At 44.2% G+C, this 20,469-nt stretch carries 16 protein-coding genes; 5 read left to right on the plus strand and 11 right to left on the minus strand.

What is annotated here, in order from left to right; genetic code table 11:
• Positions 1 to 64: 64 nt before the first annotated feature.
• The 7 genes from SIO70_RS04035 to SIO70_RS04065 all read right to left on the minus strand — a co-directional run bounded on the left by SIO70_RS04035 (position 65) and on the right by SIO70_RS04065 (position 9,946).
• Positions 65 to 1,099 carry a cytochrome c oxidase subunit II gene (locus SIO70_RS04035; protein WP_320579661.1) on the minus strand — a complete coding sequence of 345 codons (1,035 nt, stop codon included), beginning with the start codon at positions 1,097 to 1,099 and terminating at the stop codon, positions 65 to 67.
• Between the two features lie 72 nt (positions 1,100 to 1,171).
• The gene (locus SIO70_RS04040) at positions 1,172 to 2,380 is read right to left on the minus strand and encodes a quinol:cytochrome C oxidoreductase (protein WP_320579662.1); all 1,209 of its coding nucleotides are present in this window, start codon (positions 2,378 to 2,380) and stop codon (positions 1,172 to 1,174) included.
• A 41-nt stretch (positions 2,381 to 2,421) separates the two neighbouring features.
• Positions 2,422 to 3,078, minus strand: coding sequence for a cytochrome c (locus SIO70_RS04045; RefSeq protein WP_320579663.1), 657 nt, complete (start codon positions 3,076 to 3,078; stop codon positions 2,422 to 2,424).
• 78 nt (positions 3,079 to 3,156) lie between these two features.
• Positions 3,157 to 3,759 (minus strand): DUF3341 domain-containing protein, encoded by a 603-nt coding sequence (locus SIO70_RS04050; RefSeq protein WP_083722943.1) that lies wholly within the window; start codon positions 3,757 to 3,759, stop codon positions 3,157 to 3,159.
• A gap of 58 nt (positions 3,760 to 3,817) precedes the next feature.
• The gene (gene nrfD / locus SIO70_RS04055) at positions 3,818 to 5,305 is read right to left on the minus strand and encodes an NrfD/PsrC family molybdoenzyme membrane anchor subunit (protein WP_320579664.1); all 1,488 of its coding nucleotides are present in this window, start codon (positions 5,303 to 5,305) and stop codon (positions 3,818 to 3,820) included.
• A gap of 129 nt (positions 5,306 to 5,434) precedes the next feature.
• Positions 5,435 to 8,542 carry a TAT-variant-translocated molybdopterin oxidoreductase gene (locus SIO70_RS04060; protein ID WP_320579665.1) on the minus strand — a complete coding sequence of 1,036 codons (3,108 nt, stop codon included), beginning with the start codon at positions 8,540 to 8,542 and terminating at the stop codon, positions 5,435 to 5,437.
• Positions 8,543 to 8,671: 129 nt separating this feature from the next.
• Positions 8,672 to 9,946: a c-type cytochrome gene (locus tag SIO70_RS04065; protein WP_320579666.1), complete on the minus strand. Its 1,275-nt coding sequence runs from the start codon at positions 9,944 to 9,946 to the stop codon at positions 8,672 to 8,674.
• A gap of 429 nt (positions 9,947 to 10,375) precedes the next feature.
• On the opposite strand from SIO70_RS04065, the gene SIO70_RS04070 reads away from it, so the two are divergent.
• The gene (locus SIO70_RS04070) at positions 10,376 to 10,942 is read left to right on the plus strand and encodes a phosphoribosylglycinamide formyltransferase (protein WP_320579667.1); all 567 of its coding nucleotides are present in this window, start codon (positions 10,376 to 10,378) and stop codon (positions 10,940 to 10,942) included.
• 40 nt (positions 10,943 to 10,982) lie between these two features.
• Entirely contained in the window at positions 10,983 to 11,648 is a 666-nt protein-coding gene (locus SIO70_RS04075; RefSeq protein ID WP_320579668.1) for a hypothetical protein, read from the plus strand.
• On the opposite strand, the gene SIO70_RS04080 is transcribed toward SIO70_RS04075, so the two are convergent.
• Complete coding sequence (locus SIO70_RS04080) at positions 11,626 to 13,731, minus strand: TonB-dependent receptor (RefSeq protein WP_320579669.1); 2,106 nt, start codon at positions 13,729 to 13,731, stop codon at positions 11,626 to 11,628. The genes SIO70_RS04075 and SIO70_RS04080 overlap by 23 nt on opposite strands.
• Positions 13,732 to 13,861: 130 nt before the next feature.
• Between SIO70_RS04080 and SIO70_RS04085 the strand changes: the two genes are divergently transcribed.
• Both SIO70_RS04085 and SIO70_RS04090 read left to right on the plus strand, forming a co-directional pair.
• The gene (locus SIO70_RS04085; RefSeq protein ID WP_320579670.1) at positions 13,862 to 14,488 is read left to right on the plus strand and encodes an SCO family protein; all 627 of its coding nucleotides are present in this window, start codon (positions 13,862 to 13,864) and stop codon (positions 14,486 to 14,488) included.
• A 2-nt stretch (positions 14,489 to 14,490) separates the two neighbouring features.
• A complete protein-coding gene (locus tag SIO70_RS04090) occupies positions 14,491 to 14,919 on the plus strand; it encodes a Fur family transcriptional regulator (RefSeq protein WP_320579671.1) in 429 nt (142 codons plus the stop codon).
• A 69-nt stretch (positions 14,920 to 14,988) separates the two neighbouring features.
• Here SIO70_RS04090 and SIO70_RS04095 read toward each other — a convergent pair whose 3' ends face one another.
• The 3 genes from SIO70_RS04095 to SIO70_RS04105 all read right to left on the minus strand — a co-directional run bounded on the left by SIO70_RS04095 (position 14,989) and on the right by SIO70_RS04105 (position 19,107).
• Positions 14,989 to 16,710, minus strand: a complete 1,722-nt coding sequence (locus SIO70_RS04095) for a M3 family oligoendopeptidase (RefSeq protein WP_320579672.1) — start codon at positions 16,708 to 16,710, stop codon at positions 14,989 to 14,991.
• Positions 16,711 to 17,012: 302 nt separating this feature from the next.
• On the minus strand, positions 17,013 to 17,663 hold the full coding sequence (locus SIO70_RS04100; protein ID WP_320579673.1) for a DUF5606 domain-containing protein: 651 nt from the start codon (positions 17,661 to 17,663) through the stop codon (positions 17,013 to 17,015).
• A 154-nt stretch (positions 17,664 to 17,817) separates the two neighbouring features.
• Positions 17,818 to 19,107 (minus strand): lamin tail domain-containing protein, encoded by a 1,290-nt coding sequence (locus SIO70_RS04105; protein ID WP_320579675.1) that lies wholly within the window; start codon positions 19,105 to 19,107, stop codon positions 17,818 to 17,820.
• Between the two features lie 310 nt (positions 19,108 to 19,417).
• Here SIO70_RS04105 and SIO70_RS04110 point away from each other — a divergent pair, with 310 nt between their 5' ends.
• Positions 19,418 to 20,407 (plus strand): aspartate-semialdehyde dehydrogenase, encoded by a 990-nt coding sequence (locus SIO70_RS04110; RefSeq protein WP_320579676.1) that lies wholly within the window; start codon positions 19,418 to 19,420, stop codon positions 20,405 to 20,407.
• Positions 20,408 to 20,469: the final 62 nt, after the last annotated feature.

A 20,469-nucleotide genomic window follows, 5' to 3' on the forward strand; every position in this document is an offset into this window, starting at 1 on the left:
ATTTAATGTCCTGTGCGTCTTGTGCGTCTAAAAATTTTTCTCTGGCTACAAAGTTACTATTTCACTAGTTTTTAGCCACTGCCTTTTGGGTGCTGTCAGCAGCTGCTGCTGCAGGAGCCGGAGTCGCGCTTTCATGAGCAAGATCATACTGAGCTTTCTGCTTAGCAGCCCAGGCATCGAATTCTTCCTGAGTTTCTACCACGATGTTAGCCTTCATAGAGTAGTGACCTTTACCACACATCTGATCGCAGGAAAGTTCGTACACATAATCAGGATTGTCCATCTTCTGTCTCATTTCCTTTGTGGTGAACTTTGGAGTTACCCACAGCGTAGTAGGGATACCTGGAACAGCATCCATCTTCATACGGAAAGCAGACAGACCTACGTCATGGATTACATCGCGGGAACCGATGATGAATTTCACTGGTTTGTTTACTACCAGGTGAATGTCGGTTGTCATGAAGTCATCCTTATTCAGCTGATCGTCCCAATCCTGACCTACAGGATTGTTGGCTTCGTTGATGTTTTTGAAGAACTTACGGCCCAGCTGACCATCTTTACCTGGGTAACGAACCAGCCAGTTGAACTGCTTACCAGTTACTTCAACTACCATTGCATCTTTCGGCGCATCGGAAGTGAGGCGGAACCAGTGTCTTAAACCGAATGCAACCAGGATTGTCAAGGTGATAGCAGGTATTACGGTCCAGATTAATTCCAGTTTATTATTATGTGGAAAATAGAAGGCTTTCTGACCTTCTTTTTCCTGGTATTTAAATGCGAACCAGAAAAGGAGGATCTGGGTGATAATGAATACGATACCAGTGATAACCAGTGTCCATTTAATCATGCTGTCGATACCTTCACCCTGTACAGAGGCGGATTCAACACCAATTTTACCTTTCAGTAACTCATTACAGTAGTAAACACCTATCAGGCCCACCACCAGGAACACGATCATCAGGAAGCCGTTCACCTTGTTAGATTGCTGGCGCGACTTCTTTTCTCCCTTTAATATCGACACATATTCGCTGGCCTTCGCAATCTGGAAGATGACTACGAATATGAGCACAACTACTAAGACTGCTAAATATCCTGACATTGCTATTTTGAATAATTAAGTTATCTAATGCTTTACGATTTACCTAAATCTATCTCTCAGTATTAATGCCAATTAAACCTGGTGTATAATACTTTCTTTCAGATAAGGGTGGTTCTTTGGAACCAGCGGAGCCTTAGTCAGATTTCTTGACACGAGGAAGATGATCAGACCAACAAAACCTACGCCCAGACCAAGCTCATACCAAGGGAACACCAGGTGCTGATAAGTACCAGGACCCACCATCTGCCAGAAGTCCATCCAGTGACCAGCGATGATCAGCACAGTGATGAAAGTCATAGAAGACCAGTTACGTTTGTTATCTCTGCTCATCAGGAACAACAGCGGAGTGATGAAGTTGATGATCAGGTTCAGGAAGAAGATAGGTCTCCACTCACCCCACAGACGTGGTTTGAAGTAAATAATTTCTTCAGGCATGTTAGCATACCAGATCAGCATGTACTGGGAGAACCAGAGGTAAGTCCAGAAGATACTGAAACCGAAAGCGAATTTACCCAGGTCATGCAGGTGTTCTTCATTCACATTAGGCAGGTAGCCATTACGTTTCAGATAGATAACCCACAATGCGATCAGGGAGATACCAGATACCCAGCTACTCACGAAGGTATACCAGCTATACATAGTAGAGTACCAATGTGCATCGATACTCATTAACCATAACCAGGGAGATGTAGAACCAACGCTCAGTGCGTAGATTACTACGAAACCACCGCACATCACAGTATTTCTCCAGAGGATGCGTTTACCGCTTTCTTTAGAGAGATCCCATCCATCTTCTTCGATGGACATGTTGCGGAGTTTAACAGTGAACAGTATCCAGAGACCAATTGTCAGGATAGCTGCTACTGTAAAGAAAGTAGGATTCAGGAATGCCTCTTTCCATTTCAGGATTGGATCGTGTTGCACATGCTCTTTGTCAAGCCAGTGGTAAATATGACCAGCTTTACCATAGACCAGGCACATCAGAATTACGAAAAAGACACCACCTAATACAGGAACAGCCATTGAGATGGCTTCCGGTACGCGACGGAAACCAACCTGCCATGCACCATGTGCCAGGGTAGTGGCACCAATAAAGAAGGTACTGGCTAATACTACAAGTAGAAAGAAAGAGCTGTTCTGCAGGAGGCCAGCCCAGAAACGTGTGGAGCCATGCTCACCACTAAATGCGAAAAATCCGATCAACAAAGTCAGCAAGCCAATCCCCATTAACACGAAGCTGGTCGTCTTTAATCTTGCCGGTACTACAAATTGGTCCTTCATTACTGTATATTAAAATACTTAATTAATGCTATTATATTCAATTACTTATGTGTAGTGCTGTCCGAAGTAGGAGCTGCTGCTGCAGGAGCAGGAGTTGCAGCTGGTGTACCAGCGTCACCATCTACCAGGGTAGGAGGGTTCGCACCACCGTTCTGCACGCTGCGGATATATGCAGCTATTTTCCAACGCTGTGTTCTATCCAGCTGGCTGGCGTAGCTACCCATCACGTTGTAACCATAAGTCATTACGTGGAACAGGCGACCTTCGCTGTAGCTGGCTTTCGCACCGCTGGCCAGGTTGGCAGGAGCTGCTACATAAGGACCATTACCATCCTTATACAACGGACCGTTACCATCCAGCTTAGTGCCATGGCAAATACCACAATAAATATTGAATAAACGTTTTCCTTCCTCCAGATCCGCTTTCGCCAGAATCAGTGGATTTTTAACACCGTTAGCTAACGCAGTATCTTCTGCTTTCAGATGGTAAGGCAATAACTCTCCTCTCTTCACGGTGCCATCTACAGGTTTCATAGATGATACCTTCTCATTATAGAACTCATAAGCACGGGATTCATACATGTCAGGCATGTAAATCCTTCCGGGCTTTCTGTTATTCTCTCCCCTGTTGCATGATACCGATACCAAAGCTCCACTTACCAAAGCAGCTGCGATCAATATGTTGGAAGTCCTTTTCATCTGTTTATTATAATTCAAGCTTATATTCTGTATACTTCTCTGTAAGTCTGCTTTACAGCGAAGTTTTAAAATCGTTGTTTACGCGTTTACAGGTGCAGTCTGTGCGTTCTTGTACAGGGTAGGTTCATCATCCTCATCGAAACGACCGTACCACCATCCTGCTTCCGCACGCTGTTCGTTGATTTCCAGTCCACCAGCTTTTGCCAGCAGGGCTTTCACTTCTTCAGCGTTTGTTTTAGCAGTTACCTCGATAGCCATTACAAACAGATCGTCTGTCTGACGTGGATGGAAGATGTGTTTCTTCACACCAGGCATCAGGTTACACAGGTAGCAGAAGGTCATTACCATACCTACCGCAGCGAACAGTACTGTCAACTCGAAGGTAATAGGTATGAACGCCGGTAACGGGAAGTGTGGCTTACCACCGATGTTCAAAGGCCAGTCTGATGTAAAGATCCAGCTCATGCAGGATAATGCTGTCGTAGTACCACAAACACCATATATGAAACCGGCAGTGTGCAGGCTGGTTTCACGAAGGCCCATTGCATGATCAAGACCATGTACTGGAAATGGTGTGTATACATCATGGATTTTGTAGCCCGCAGTTCTTACTTTTTTAACTGCCGGAAATAATACCGCCTCATCATCAAAACTTGCTACAACGAAATTTTTAACCGCCATATGTTTAAAAAAATTCTAAGTCTAAAATGTCTTTGTCCAGATTTCTTACAGCTAACAATTAATTGTGAGCGTGTGCTACGGCATGACCTGCATGTCCGTGGTCGTCATCATGATGACCATGAGCGATGTGCTCAAATTCCTCAGCGGAAAGTGGCTCCAGTTTCTCCATGTTGTCTCTCTTGAAGCTCTCACCGGAAGTTTTCAGTACGAACTTGATTTCCGATACTGCAATTACCGGGAAGTATTTAGCAAACAGGAAGAAGCAGGTGAAGAACAGACCGAAGGTACCCATATAGAAACCAACTTCTGGCCAGGATGGACGATAGTAGCTCCAGCTGGATGGCAGATAGTCACGATACAGGGAAGTACAGATGATTACGAAACGCTCGAACCACATACCGATGTTCACTATGATTGACATTACGAATGTTACTACGATGTTTCTTCTCATTTTACGGAACCAGAACACCTGCGGCGTAATTACGTTACAAGTCATCATGATCCAGTAAGACCAACCCAGCGGACCAGCTGCGCGATATTTATAGAATGTTGCAAACTCGTAAGGTACAGCTGCATACCATGCCATGAAGAGCTCAGTCAGGTAAGCACAACCTACTACAGAACCGGTCAGTACGATCACTTTGTTCATGGCTTCCATGTGGCCCATGGTGATGTAGTCTTCCAGTCCTAATACTTTACGTACGATAATCAGCAGTGTATTTACCATCGCAAATCCGGAGAAGATCGCACCCGCTACGAAGTAGGGAGGGAAGATGGTAGTATGCCAACCAGGTATTACTGAAGTTGCAAAGTCAAAAGATACAATGGTGTGTACAGAAAGTACAAGTGGGGTAGACAGACCTGCCAGTACCAAAGACAGGGCCTCATGACGCTGCCAGTGTTTTGCAGAACCGGTCCAACCGAAAGATGCTACACCATACAGCAGTTTACGCAGTTTGGTCTTTGCCCTGTCACGCACAGTTGCAAAGTCAGGCAGCAAACCTGAATACCAGAACAGCAGAGATACTGTGAAGTAAGTAGAGATCGCAAATACGTCCCAGAGGAGTGGAGAGTTAAAGTTCACCCACAGTGGACCACGGGTATTTGGATAAGGCAATACAAAGAAGGCCATCCATACACGACCCATGTGGAAGATTGGGAACTGACCGGCACACATTACCGCGAAGATCGTCATCGCTTCTGCCGCACGGTTTACCCCTGTACGCCATCCCTGACGGAACAGCAGGAGGATCGCAGAGATCAGCGTACCCGCGTGACCAATACCTACCCACCATACGAAGTTGGTGATATCCCAACCCCATCCAATTGTTTTATTCAGGTTCCACACACCTGTTCCATAATAAACTTCCCAGGTCACGGAGAAAACACCCCATAACAACAACGCTACGGAAATGAAAAAGCCTACATACCACAGTTTACCAGGTTTCCCTTCAATAGGGCTGATGATATCTTCTGTTACCTGGTGGTAATTCTTCTCCCCATCAACTAATGGTTCTCTTAGTGTGGATTCGTACTTTAAATGCATAATTCTTTAAGCTTTAACCCCTAACCTTTACTTGCGCTTCAGAATAAGGAGCTTTTATTGTTCTAAACTTAAAACTTTATCTCTCTGTTAATCTTTCGTTCTCGTTAGCAAAAAGCCAGCTTTCGCTGACTATGCTTCATGATGAGCAGCTTCTTCCTTCTTACCTTCTGCCTTAGGCTCAGCATCTTTGTTTCTGATCTTAGCCAGGTAGTTGATGGAAGGCAGCACGTGCAGCTGTTCCAGTACATAGTACATTCTGCTCTTCTGCTCTTCGTTACGCACTTTATAGATACGGCTTTCCTTATCGTTCACGTTACCGAATACGATTGCATCTGCGGAACAAGCCAGTTGACAGGCAGTTCTTGCTTCACCATCCTTCATTGGACGACCAGCTTTCTTTGCAGTCAGTTTAGCATCCTGTAATTTCTGTACGCAGAAAGAACATTTTTCCATTACACCACGGCTACGAACCACTACATCAGGGTTCAGTACCATACGTGTCAGATCATCATTCATACCACCTACATCGTACAGGTTGTTCTCGAAGCTATCTGCACCATTCCAGTCTCTCCAGTTGAAGCGACGTACTTTGAACGGACAGTTGTTAGCGCAATAACGAGTACCGATACAACGGTTGTAAGCCATCTGGTTAATACCTTCAGAGCTGTGGTTGGTAGCTGCAACCGGACAAACGTTTTCACAAGGAGCGTTGTCACAGTGTTGACACAGCATAGGCTGGAACACTACTTCCGGATTGTTCTCATCACCGCTGAAATAACGGTCGATACGGATCCAGTGCATTTCGTGCGCCTTGATCACCTGTTCTTTACCAACTACAGATACGTTATTTTCAGCCTGGCAGGCAATGGTACAAGCACCACAACCGAAACAGGTGTTCAGGTCAATTGACATACCCCATTTGATACCCTGGTACTGGTGAACATCCGGGTAGAGGGTACCATGCTTAACGAAATTGCTGGTAGTGTCGGTAGTACCAGGAGTCGGATCGTAACCGAACTGATCCAGTTCTCTTCTATCTTCGTTCACTTCCTCTGGGTTCTTGATGAACTCTTCCAGGGTAGTTTCCTTAACGATAGGACGACCTTCGTAGCTATTATGGGTCTGGGTTACACCAATCTCATAAGTCTGACTGGTTTTTTCAACACCCACTTCAGGAGCGTAATAATCGCGGGTTGTACCGTTGAAGCTTACAAAGTTGTAAACGTTCTTACCTACACCAGCAGCAGCTTTACCTGCGTTAGCGTTACGGCCATAACCAACTGCGATCGCGATCACTTCAGGATGGATACCTGGCAGGATCAGCAATGGTAACAGAACCTCTTTACCATTTGCTTTTATTTTAAGAACGGTCTTATCATTGTTGATTTCGTAATCATCACCCAGCTCACTACCGAAAGTTTTAGCCAGTTTGTTGGAGATTACAGCGTAGTTATCCCATGTAGAACGGGTGATAGGGTCAGGCATTTCCTGCAACCATGGGTTGTTGGCTTCCTTACCGTTACCAATTGCTACTTTTTCATACAGTACCAGTTCCAGACCGTCTTTGCTGCTTTTCTTAACGCTACCGATTTTAGCAGCTGCATCAGCTACATTGCCAGCGAAAGATGCACCACCTAATGCAGGAGCAGTAGCTGGTTCGATCACACCATCCTGCAGCGCTTTGTCCCATGCTTCCTGGCTACCCAGTTTAGCAATCCACTCATTCTTCAGGAAATCTTCCCAGGTAGTTGTGTTGCCACTCCATGCCAGGAGGGTAGATTCAAATGCACGTGTTTTGAACAGCGGCGCAATGGTTGGTTGTATGAAGGAGAAATATCCGGTGCGGCCTTCAGCATCACCCCAGCTTTCGAGGAAGTGGTGAGCAGGAGCAGCGAACTTAACGTTCTCGGAAGTTTCGTCTTTGTGAGAGTTGAAAGAAACAGTCAGCTTCGTTTTCTTCAGACCTTCTGTGAAAGCGGCTGCGTTGTAGTAATCGTAGCTAGGATTCACACCGTAGATGAACAGACCGCCCACAGTACCTGCGTTCAGATCCTTCACCAGTGTTTCCATTTCGCTATCGATACCCTGACGGTAACCAACAGTAGAGTTCCAGTCGATAGTCGTACCGTTAGCGCCGATCTGGCTGTTGATCGCATTTACGATAACCTGTACATTAACATCGTTGGAACCTGCTACTACGATGGATTTACCATTGTTTGCCTGCAGGGCTTTCGCAGCTTTCTGAATACCTTCTGCCAGACGTTTGTCAGTGATGGCAGGAGCGCTAACGTTACCACCCAATGCATTCAGCAGGGCCAGCGCAACGTCACCAGTTTGAGAAGGCTTGTGTGTATATCTTTCGTCAGCATTTGCACCGGTTACACTCATCATGCTCTCGAAGTGGAAATGTTTGCTCATTTCCGGCTTCTTCTCATCGATCTTACGAGTAGAACCGTATTGCTTAGCATATTCAACAGGGTTTAACCAGGTACCCAGGAAGTCAGCATTCAGGCTCACGATCACTTTGGCATTTTCAAAGTGGTAAGCAGGAAGTGCACGCTTGCCATAAGAAGCTTCGTTAGCCAGCAACATACCGGAGTATGAAACTGCATCGTAAGTTACATGGCGGAAGCCTGGATATTTAGCCTGGAAACCAGCGATTACTTTTTTAGTAGAAGGGCTGATGATTGTAGAAGTCAGCAGTACTACCGGTGCACCAGCCAGACCCGCGAGGGCAGCGCCTACCTGTTTGTCCAGTTCGGACCAGGTAGTCTCAACGCCTGCGATAGTCGGGAAACGCAGACGGGCCGCATCGTACAGGCTCAGAACAGAACCCTGTACTCTTGCAGTAGAGGAAGTACCAGTGATAGAAGACAATTCGTTACCATCCACTTTAATTGGACGACCTTCACGGGTTTTCACCACTAAAGGCACGAACTCACCATCAACAGCGTATGTAGAAGCGTAGTAGTTAGGTACACCTGGAGTAATTTCCTCAGGCTTATTTACATAAGGTATTGCTTTCTTCACAGGTATCTCACAACTGGCAGCGATAGTAGCAGCTGCAGTAGTGAACCCCAGGTACTTCAGGAAGTCCCTGCGCGGGGTAGTAGCATTCAACAGGCTTTCACTCTCCTCAAAAGGCAGATCCTCTCTAAATTCGTTATTCACAATCTCCTGATGTTCCTTGGTATTGTGCAACTCCTCCAAGCCTTTCCAATACTTTTTTTGCTCCATGTTATTTATACTAACGAGTTACGGATTATAATTAGCATTATGAAGAACGATGTATGAAGCTGGTATGATAACGATCTGTTTTACGCTACTACTTTGCTTCCTCCACCAGATTTATCTTCACTTATTATATTAATAGTGACATTTCTGACATTCAGTACCACCGACCATTTCAACAGTCACGCTGTCGATCTTGCCATCTTTCACATCCTGGTGGAACTTCTCGAAAATGCTATAGTATTTGTTGTCTGCAAACTGCACCTTGGTAGTACGGTGACAGTTGATACACCAACCCATTGACAGATCTGCGAACTGATGAACTTCATCTTCTTCGGTGATCGGACCGTGACAAGTCTGACACTGTTGCTTACCAGCTACTACGTGTTGAGAGTGGTTGAAGTAAACGTGGTCAGGCAGGTTGTGAATCTTAGTCCATGGAATTGGTTTGCCTGGTTTAGTGTAAGCTTTCGCTGTAGCATCCCAACCTACGTATTCGTATAATTTGGCGATTTCAGCTGTACCATTGATCTTCTTGCCTTCAGCATTGAACAGATCACCACCACTGTATTCACTGATCACTTTGTGACAGTTCATACAAATGTTCTCAGAAGGAATCATTGCATGCTTACTCTTCTCAGCACCAGCGTGGCAGTACAGACAGTTGATCTGGTTCATACCCGGGTGAACTTTGTGAGAGAAGAAGATTGGCTGCTCAGGCATGTAATCCTTTTGACGACCCAGACCAATTGCACCATTGATAGTGAAATAACCACCAACCATGAACAGGAGCAGGATCACCAGCGCGATGTATGCTTTGTTTTTGTAGAATGGAACAGGTTCTGCCACCGCTACGCCTTCTTTGTCAGCAGCAAGTTTGTTCAGGTTGCTGTTGATCTGGAGGAGAATTAATGCAACTACTGCGAGGATCAGGGTAATAATACCGAAAAGGAGGCTGTTGTTAGCGCTTCCTTCTTCAGGGTTAGTACCTGGGGTGCCAGTTGGATTGGTAGCTTTATCAGTAGTACCACCTTTAGCTTCTTCCTGCGCAATAAACGCCAGGATATCATCGATATCGGCGTCAGAGAAAGAAGGGAAAGCAGGCATCGCAATATTGTACTCTTTGTACAGAGCATTTGCATATTGGTCTCCAGAAGCCAGTACAGATGCTGAATTATGGATCCACTGGTGTAATAATTTCTTATCACTCCAACGGCCTTCAACACCCGCCAGGGCAGGACCAGTTAGTTTCTTTTGGACATTGTGGCAAGATGCGCAGTTATCCTTAAACAATGCTTTCCCTTTGGAAGGATCAGCCGCCTTTACAGAGAAGGAAGCAATCAGACCAACGCATAGGACAAGAACACTCACAAAATGCTTACGCATACGGATGGAAACACGACGATACACAGCCTATTTAGTTTAGATTTGACCTTAAGTTTCTTTAAAAAGTGCCAGCAAAAATAAGACACAATATTGACAATTTATCAACAATTATAAAAAAATCTTACTTGCTTCACTAATTCCTTTTCCCTATATATAACGCGGCAAAGCGCGTATTGATCAGATACTTTTACATGAGGAAAAACATGATAAATGTCATAAACTACACATTGGGTTCTTAGCTTCCTTGCAAACCTATATATTATCATGTATTGTAATATGGAATTGAGAGGGGATAAACTCCAGAGTTGTGTCTTGCCTTAATTAACCTCTTTTCCCCGTGAATGGTTCAAATATACTCCGAAAATTTTGGGATCAAAACAGGCCCTGCCAGACATCTGCCGATATTTATCTAATTTTGCAGCTTCTTCCTTTAAAAAGAAAACAAACTTCAACTTGAAAAATATAGCCATCTTCGCTTCCGGTGCAGGTAGTAACGCGCAAAAGATCATCGACCACTTCAGAGGCTCCGACAAAGCCGCCGTTACACTCATCCTGTGCAATAAACCAGGAGCCGGTGTTTTTACAATAGCAGAGAACGAACACATTCCTTCTATATTAATAGATAAAGAAAGATTTTTCAAAAGTGATGACTATATTCAGATATTAAAGGAAGCAAACATCGACCTGATCGTACTGGCTGGTTTCCTCTGGAAAGTACCCGGCAACCTGGTACAGGCATTTCCAGAGCATATTATTAATATACATCCGGCATTACTACCTAAATATGGAGGCAAAGGCATGTATGGTCACTTTGTGCACGACGCCGTGATCTCCGCTAAGGAACCTGAAAGTGGTATTACTATCCATTTTGTCAATGAAAAATATGATGATGGAGCTACTATCTTACAGGAACGTTGTACTATCACCCCGGACGATACCCCGGAGACCCTCGCAAAGAAGGTACAGGTGCTGGAACACAAGTTTTATCCACTAATTGTGGAACGATTATTGACTTTATAATCAGTCATACTTTCAGCTAAGAAGCTGGTAACTAAACTTTATGAAACGACCACTGCTTGTTACATGCCTGTTACTCCTGGGGATGCTTTCAGCTATTGCCCAGGATAGTAAATCCCCTTTTCGCAGGTCTACCTACATCAAGGTAAACCCAACTACGCTTATTAATGAACTGGATGTATCGATCGAGCAGGAACTGAGCGAAAAGCTGAGCCTCGAAGTCGGTGTATCAGCTATCTATACCGATTATCCGGATTATCTCCTGTCTAAAAAAATAGACGTCGGGCAGAAAAAACCGGATATCAGTACCGAGCAGTTTGTGGATGGGAGAGGACTGGGATTCAGGGCTGGACTGAAGTTGTACCTGTTTTCTGCAAGAGATGGTTTATACAGGGCCATGGGTACCTACTTCGAACCCGTCTTTCTATATAAGAAGGTATTTTATCCCAACCAGGATGTAGCCATCAATGACAATAATTATCAACGCTCTGCTACCAAAAATGTATATGGCTTCCAGATCCTGCTGGGCCGGCAGATGACAAAAGATAAAATCGTCTTTGATCCATACATAGGATTGGGGATCCGTACCAAAGTCTATCGCTACCAGAATTTTTCAGATAATAATGGAGCAACCGAGACGAATGATGGCAGGCTGGTGAGCGTACTGCCAAGCATTCAGCTGGGTATTAAAATTGGACTGAAACTTTAAGACTACAATTCCTACCTATATTATATATACCTGATCGCCCATTCGGCGAGGCAGCGAAATACTCGAAATATTTTAAACGGTTCATATTGGCCTGGTAAACCGTATTCAATACATTGTCTACCTGGAAAAACAGGTCAAACTTTTTTGCTACGGTGCCGCCTGCCCCTAAATTTAATAATACATACCCATCCGTCGCCGTCTCCGTATGATCTACGCCGTAAAAGTGGTTTTGTCTGGCGTAACCGTCTACTTCTATTTTGCCATACATGTTGGGGAACACCGCTTTCCATTCTGAACGCGCATGCAACGGGGGAATAAAAGGAAGATACTTTGCCTGATCACCATGCTCCCTGATAGATGCTGCATTTTGGTTTAAACCAACTATATAGGCGAGACTATTGTTGATTTTTAACCAGTTAATAGCGCGGGGGTGAAGGTTAAGGCTGAATTCTCCACCATACAGCCTTGCTTTTGACTGCTGGTATTGGTAGGTCGCATTGCCAGGTACGATCACCACGTCATTGAGACGGGCCTGATAGATGTAATTGGTAATATTATTATTAAACAACTCTACACTGATGTCCAGATCCCCCAGGTAAGCGAGAAAACCGATATCTTCCTGTAAATTGAATTCAGGGTTGAAGCTGCGATTTCCTAAATATACAATGTGTGCACCCGGGTCAAGGCCATTTGAGCCAATCTCGGTAATGTTGGGAGCACGGTACCCCCTGGCGATATTCGCTTTTAGCAATAACCGCTCGCTGAGATTATAGGTAGCACCTACGCTGCCGGAGATACCATCATAACTATGCGCAAATGCGGTAAACTGGCGGAAATCATCCCAGTGAATATGGCGATGGTCATATCTTATACCTCCGGATACATCCACAGGTCCGAAAGATTTTCTGAGGAAATAAAAGCCCCCGATGTCAAAGAGGTTGTAGTCCGGGATAGGGAAGTCCGTGGCATTCTGGCTACGGTTGGTCTGGTACATACCATTGGCGCCGGCTGTCATTTCTATACCATGTATAGTTGGGAGATTATAGCGAAAGTCGTAATTCAGGGTATTTAATATCAGGTCAAGACCGGGTTGTTTGGGAGTGAGAGGGTGGTTGTATTCCTGACGAACACTTTGTTGCAAGGCGATGTTAGAAAAGAAATTACCGATTTTAGTACGATTGTATAGTCTGTAATGACGAATGTGCTGATGCAAATCGTTGATGGTATAGGTTTTTAGCAAATGATCCGGAACGATCGGACGATTTTTGATATCATCGTCTTCACCTTCGGTTACCTGCATGGTGAATTTGCGGGTGAGGGAGTCGCGGCTACCGTCAGGGATTTCCTGTAGGTTATTATATAGGGTTGTGGCAAGCAGCGAATAACCCCATTTTTTATCTACCCTGGCCATAGCCGTACCATTCAATTCGCGGAAGGCCGTGCCATATACATATCCATCGGCGGCGTTGCGGTAATTATGCGCCATCTTACCGCTGAGGCGGAAAACATAGTGCCAGTCATTTTTGTGATAGGAGAGGCCGAGGGAGGAACCGATCATACCATTGTTTGTCTGGTATTCTGAAATGAAGTTGCCTTTGAGCCTACCGTCTTCCCCGGTAGGGAGGTCGGGGATCATGTTTATCACGCCCGCTATGGCATCAGAGCCGTAAGTAAGACTTGCCGGGCCTTTTACGACTTCAACTCTGCCTATACCATATTGATCTACTTCAATACCATGCTCATCTCCCCATTGCTGACCTTCCTGGCGAACCCCATCGTATAAGGTTAATACCCTGTTATAACCGAGTCCCCTGATAAAAGGTTTGGAAATATTGGGACCGGTGGTCACTGCGGACACCCCGGGTATGGATTTCGTAATTGCATCGATGAGATTGGTATTCAAATGAGTGGTCATCTCTTTTTTGGTAATAACAGAGATAGGGACGGGGTTCTTCCTAACAGTGGTGGCACGGGTCACACCGGTCACGATCACCTCATTGAGGTGAGTGGTCTGGAGCGAATCCGTTTGGGCAAAAGAAGCCGTGCTACAGAGTATGAGCACTGCAGTTAGAAATCTAAGCATCTATATTTAATTTTCACGAATGTATTTTTTTAATTTTTCATTTCAAGAATTAATTTTTAGACCAGACTAAATTATAGGGTAATAAAGAAAACACCTACCTTTGCATTATACAAATAACAGATCGGCGATTATGTCTAAGAAGAACGTCTTTTTAATCACCTTTTTCGTGCTTTTGGCCATAGCCTTTATGGGATACTCCGGCTACGTGATCAGAGGAGAACAGGGTGATTTCTTCGGCAGAGAAAAACTGCCAGTACTGGGAACAAACGGCCATATTGTGGGGGGCTTTTCATTTACCAATCAGGAGGGCCGTACCATCACAGCCAAAGATGTGGAAGGCAAAATATATGTAGCAGAATACTTTTTTACCACCTGTACCGGCATCTGCCCAAAGATGAACAAGAACATGGAGAAAGTATATGCTAAATATAAAAACGAACCTAAGTTCAGAATCCTCTCCCACACAGTAGATCCTGAGAATGATAGTGTCCCTGTGTTAAAGAAATATGCTGAAGAACACGGCGCCGACCCATCTAACTGGTGGTTTCTGACCGGTTCTAAAAAAGAATTATACAAACTTGCGAGGCAAGGTTATCTTGTAGATGACGGTACCTATGCCGGAGACGAAGACTTTGTGCATACTCAATGGTTCGCTCTCGTAGATGGCGATGGTCGCATACGGGGATTATACGAAGGCACAAAAGCCAATGACGTAGACAAGCTGATCGTCGATATCGACAGACTGCTAAAGGAATAATTATGGACATCACGCACAAAACACATATTACAGAACTGCTGAGATCGAGCAAACTCAGCATCACAGATACGCGGTTAAAGATCCTGGAACTGTTCATGGAGAGTAATGGCGCACTGGAACATAGTAGTTTTGAAAAACTGGCCGGTCAGTCTTTTGACCGTGTGACCGTGTATCGCACTTTGCAAACTTTTCTTGATAAGGGATTGATCCATACCATTCCCACTACCGATACCAGTATTAGGTATGCCCTGTGCAAATCTGATTGTTCAGAACATGATCATCACGATCACCATATCCATTTCAGATGTGAGAATTGTGGGACTACGATCTGCCTGGATGAAACGGAGATCCCCGTGATACAGCTACCAAAAGGATATACTGCGCATAACGTAGATGTGGTGGTAAGTGGGGTATGTAAAGAATGTAAATAGCCAGCCGCAGGCCAGCTATTAATAAAAAAAACGCTAATGCTTCAGGCATTAGCGTTTTTTTTATTTGATTTAAATCTTTTCGATCTCGGACTGTACAAAATCTGCCAGTTCCTTCACATAAGCAGGAGAGAAGTCGAACTTTATCCCCGCCGCCTTATACAACTCCGGCAATGTCCGGGTACTACCCAGGCTCAACGCCTTCACATAGTTATCAAGTGCCTGCTGCTTATTTTCCTTGTATTGTTTCCACATCGCAATCGCACCCAGCTGCGCAATTCCATATTCAATATAATAGAAAGGTACTTCGAACAGGTGTAACTGACGCTGCCAGCTAGCTGCCCTGGATTCTTCCAGTCCGGTGAAGTCAACTGTATGGGTTGAGAACTCTTCCAGTATAGACACCCAGGCTGCTGTTCGCTCTTCTACAGTATGCTGCGGATGCTCATACACCCAGTGCTGGAACTTATCGATGGTGGCAATCCATGGGAAAATCACAATCGCTCTTTCCAGCTGTTGCAGTTTTGCACGGCGCAGTTCATCCGGATTACTGAAGAAGATATTCCAGTGATCCATAGTAAACAGTTCCATACTCATACTGGCTACCTCGGCAATTTCCATTGGATATTCCTTGAAGAAGCTCATTTTCAGGTTATGGCTCAGGAAGGAATGGACCGCATGGCCACCTTCGTGAACCATGGTTGTCAGGTCCTTCATTTGTCCGGCGGCATTCATAAAGATAAAAGGCACGCCGGTTTCAGCCAGCGGACAGTTATATCCGCCTGGTGCTTTTCCTTTGCGACTTTCCAGGTCCAGGCGGCCCATTTTCTGCATTACACGCAGGCAGTTGCCAAAGAAAGGACCCAGTTCATCGAAAGTTTCAATGGCTTTATTGATCAGTTCTTCCCCTGTGTGGAAAGGTTCCAGTGGTTTCACACCTGCTGGTTCAGCCTCACCATCCCATGGTTTTAGCACATCAAGACCCAGTTTCTGGCGTTGTTTCTCCTGGAAGTTCTTAACCAGTGGCAGGATGTGCTCCTTTACAGCTGCGTGGAACTGGAAACAATCTTCCTTGGTATAATCGAATCTGCCCAGGTCTTCGAACTTATAATCCCGGTAGTTTGCAAAACCGGCATTCTTCGCTACCTGGTCGCGCTTTTGTACCAGGGTAGTATACAGCTGGTCCAGCTGATCCTTGTCCTGTAGGCGACGGGTAGAAGTTTTACGGTATACTTCTTCCCTGAGGGCGCGGTCGCTGCTTTCCAGAAAACGGGCTGCCTGCTGCAGGGTATACTCCTGGTCATTTACATTGATGGTCATTTTGCCTACAATCGGACCATATTGCTGAGATTGTACGCTTAGTTCGGCCAGCAGGGGTACGTTTTCCTCACGGAAAAGTTTTACCTGTTTCTTTACGGAGCGCAGGTAGGTGGCATAGAGTTCCTGGTCCAGTTGGTCCAGGTATTCACTTGCCAGCAGCTTTTTGTTCAGGGCATCCGTATAAGGTTGTAACTGAGGTTGTATTTCCATGCAGAAGTAGGCGAAAGCTTCTTCCAGGGATTTATCTGTAGTGTCGCAGGTCATGCGGATCTGGCGCCAGGCGACGTCTTCGCTGATCACTGCATCCAGTTCGCTGATGTCTTTCAGCCATTTCTCCAGCGTAGCCACACTATCTATCGGTCTTTCTAACAATTCGTCATAATATGGCTTCAATGCTTCCCACGTAGTCACCTTAAAGTCTTCAGACAGGAGTGTACGTGGCTGTTTATCAATGTTTGCGTCTAATGTATTCATAATACTAAAATAAGAAATTAATGTCAGAGCGATAGTGTGTCTTTACCATAGCTTCGCTGCTGAAAGTTCACTATAAGGTCACTAAAAGGTCACTTCAATATCCCCGGGATAATGAGGTGACCTGTTGGTGATCTCTTGGTGGCCTTTTGGTGATCTGTTGGTATCGAAGCTATAGTATAGCTTAGTCGAACAAGCATCGAACTAGCGTCGAACAAGACGTGGACCTATACCAATAAAAATGCCTGGCGGAAAACGCGATTGCGCTTTCCGCCAGGCAATATTTTATTCCTGAAAGGAAAATACTATTCCTCGGTCTTCTTCTTCTTAGGAGCAGCCTTCTTTTTAGGTGCTTCTTCGCCTTCAGCAGCAGGAGTTTCTTCCTTCTTAGCCTTAGTTGCTTTTTTAGGTTTAGCAGCTGGTGCTTCTTCACCTTCAGCAGCAGGCGCATCGTCCTTAGCTGCAGCTTTTTTAGGCTTAGCTGCCTTTTTAGCAGGTTTTGCTGCTTCTTCTTCAACTGCTGCGGTTTCGGCAGCTACTTCTTCAGCAACTGCTTCTTCTGCCTGCTCGTCGAATCTTAGCAGGTCATTGCTTTTGAGGATGGTATACCATTTTACCATCTTCTTCATATCACTCACATACACCCTTTCTTCATCGAATTCAGGGAATACGCTTTTGAAGTAAGCTTTTATCGCATTATTGTCAGCCTTAGCATCCACCAGGGCAGTTTTACCATCTTGCTCCTGCATAGCCTTGAATACTTCCGCCAGGTTTACGTTTTCGCCTGTGGTAAATACTTCAATGCTTTCCAGGGGGGTAAAATTATGGATGCGCGAACTCACAAAACGCGTACTCTTGTCTTCCAGAGATCTTACAATGGCACCATCCTGTTTGCTGGCGATCAACTGAAATAAACCGCCCAAACCGGTTACTGCAACTATTTCTCTATACTGCATGTTCAAATTTTTAAGAAGCGCAAATATAAAAAATCGTTTCTATCCGACAAATTGATCCTCCGTATACTTTCATTTTCTTCTTAATGATCAACTTCCCTGACTATTAATATATTGAAAAATTATTTGCCATTAGCAACTATAAATGTTGACAAAATCAGGCATTTTTTCTCTTTGCCAATACCAACGGGAGCTTCCAGCGTTGCACATCTCCTTCAGGATCAAGGAGAGAAGCAAATACGACATATATGCCAGTTGGGGCTATATTGTGTAGATCATCTGTACCATCCCAGGTAAAAAACCCTTTTGGCGGGAGTAAAAAATTGTTGCAAATGGTTTTGACTAATCTGCCCGTAGCACTATATATAAGAATATCTGCTACTGATCCGGGGCCAGTTAGTGTATAACTGATTACTGCCACATCATCCATTCCATCATTATCGGGTGAAAACACTTCAGGGGTCAGGGTCAACTTGCGGGTCAAATCTACTGCGTTTAACTGCTGGGAATTTGCAATTCCCGGTGTCGCATATCCCACCGTGGAGGATGCAGAATGCCAATTAGAAATTTGTTGTGTAGGTGCATTTACATCGAGTCGTTCTAACGATACACCTTTAGTATTTTTTGCTAAAGGGAAATGCATGGCATCTGAGTAATGTAATGCATCGATGGTATCACCTTTGCTATCTATTATAAAGATGGCTCCTTTTTCATTTGTCAATGCAGGCAGCGATATTTTATAAATATATTCAGGATGCGTACAATGATATTGTCTGCACAATGCATCGGGGTCACTCGTAAATGCAGCATAACTACCAGGGGCCAATGTGCCTGAAGAAAATGTAACAGGATCAGTAAGCCCACCATTTGTTTTCTCTCTTATAATAGATAATTGTGAAAGTGACACAGGTTGTACACCATTATTATACAACTCAACAAATTCAACATCACTATCGTATAATATTTCATTGATCACTACATGTATATTTTCAGTATCTGCAGGAGCATTACCAACAATGACATTATCAAAAATATGCTTGCCTGCAAATGAAGCAATGGATTGCCGCACTACAAATCCCATCACAGTTGCAGCAGGATAAGTACTATCTGTTGCAGTTCCTTCTACTACATCATTTACCTGTAGTGTCCATTTATATTGTTCACTACATGTAACCCGTACATTTAAAATATTAGTTGTATGGTCAGTGATACCATCTCTGCCATCTATGAGTAATACAGGTGTTTTATGCGGATCTTTCCGGTATAAACAGACTTCATCTTTCGTGTTACCTACCCTTACGAAATACCCGCTGAGCAAGGAATCCAGCAGGTCACGTTTATCTGCACATAAATATGCATCTACATAGTTTAAAGATGAAGTATTGAAGTTAAGTTGCATCCACCATTGCCAGCTATTGTCTGCAGGTAGTGTTGAAATTGTCGACATATAGAAATTACTATTAATTTGTTCGAAGCTACTTTTTAATTGTCCATTTTGAATTATCCATGCTGAGTCGGTGCCGCGCCATCGCGTAGCATCATTCATATCTTGATAATTAAAATATTCTTCGAATTGGGCGTGAGAAGAAAAGGCATGCAAAAGCATGCAAACACAAACAATGGAAAACCTCATTTCTTAACAATTTACTAATGATAAGTAGTTAAAATTAGTGATTTTCTATGATTCATAGACATACATTGAAAACCGATAAGGTTGTAGTAAATTCGCATCTCCAAAAAATTAAAATGTTAATACAATGAAAGTTGCCGTAGTAGGAGCTACCGGACTGGTAGGCTCAAAAATGTTACAAGTGTTGGCGGAAAGAAATTTCCCGGTTACAGAACTCATACCAGTAGCCTCTGAAAAGTCAGTAGGTAAGGAAGTAACATTTAAGGGCAAGCAGTATAAGGTAGTCAGTGCAGATACGGCAATTGCCATGAAGCCAGCAGTAGCACTGTTTTCCGCAGGTGGTAGCACATCTACAGAGTGGGCACCTAAATTTGCCGAAGCAGGTATTACTGTTATTGACAACTCTTCTGCATGGAGAATGGATCCTACCAAAAAACTGGTAGTACCAGAGATCAATGGTAAAACACTGACTCCTGAAGATAAGATCATTGCCAATCCGAACTGTTCTACCATACAGATGGTACTGGCATTAAACCCACTGCATGAGAAGTATAAGATCAATCGTGTAGTAGTATCTACTTATCAGTCAGTAACCGGTACTGGTGTAAAAGCAGTAGAGCAGTTAATGAATGAACGTAAAGGTGTAGAAGGACCTAAAGCTTACGCTCACCAGATAGATCTGAATGTGATTCCTCAAATCGATGTATTCCTCGAAAACGGATATACGAAAGAAGAGATGAAGATGGTGAAGGAGACTGTAAAGATCATGGGGGATAGTAACATTCGTGTCACTGCTACAACTGTTCGTATCCCTGTAATGGGTGGACACAGTGAATCTGTGAACGTTGCATTCGATAATGAGTATGAATTGAGTGAAGTACGCAGCATTTTAGAGCATACTCCGGGTATAATAGTAGTAGATGATCCTACAAATGCAAAATATCCGATGCCAAAAGATGCACATGAGAGAGATGAAGTGTTTGTAGGTCGTTTGCGTCGTGATGAGACCCAGGAGAAGACTTTAAACATGTGGATTGTCGCAGACAATCTGCGTAAAGGCGCAGCTACCAATGCGGTGCAAATAGCAGAATTTTTACATGCACAGAAATGGATCTAATTAATCCATCCGTGATATTCGCTAACGTATATACGTTATAACATAAACTATTGAGAGCAAGT

Source organism: Chitinophaga sancti, from assembly GCF_034087045.1.
Classification (GTDB): domain Bacteria; phylum Bacteroidota; class Bacteroidia; order Chitinophagales; family Chitinophagaceae; genus Chitinophaga; species Chitinophaga sancti_B.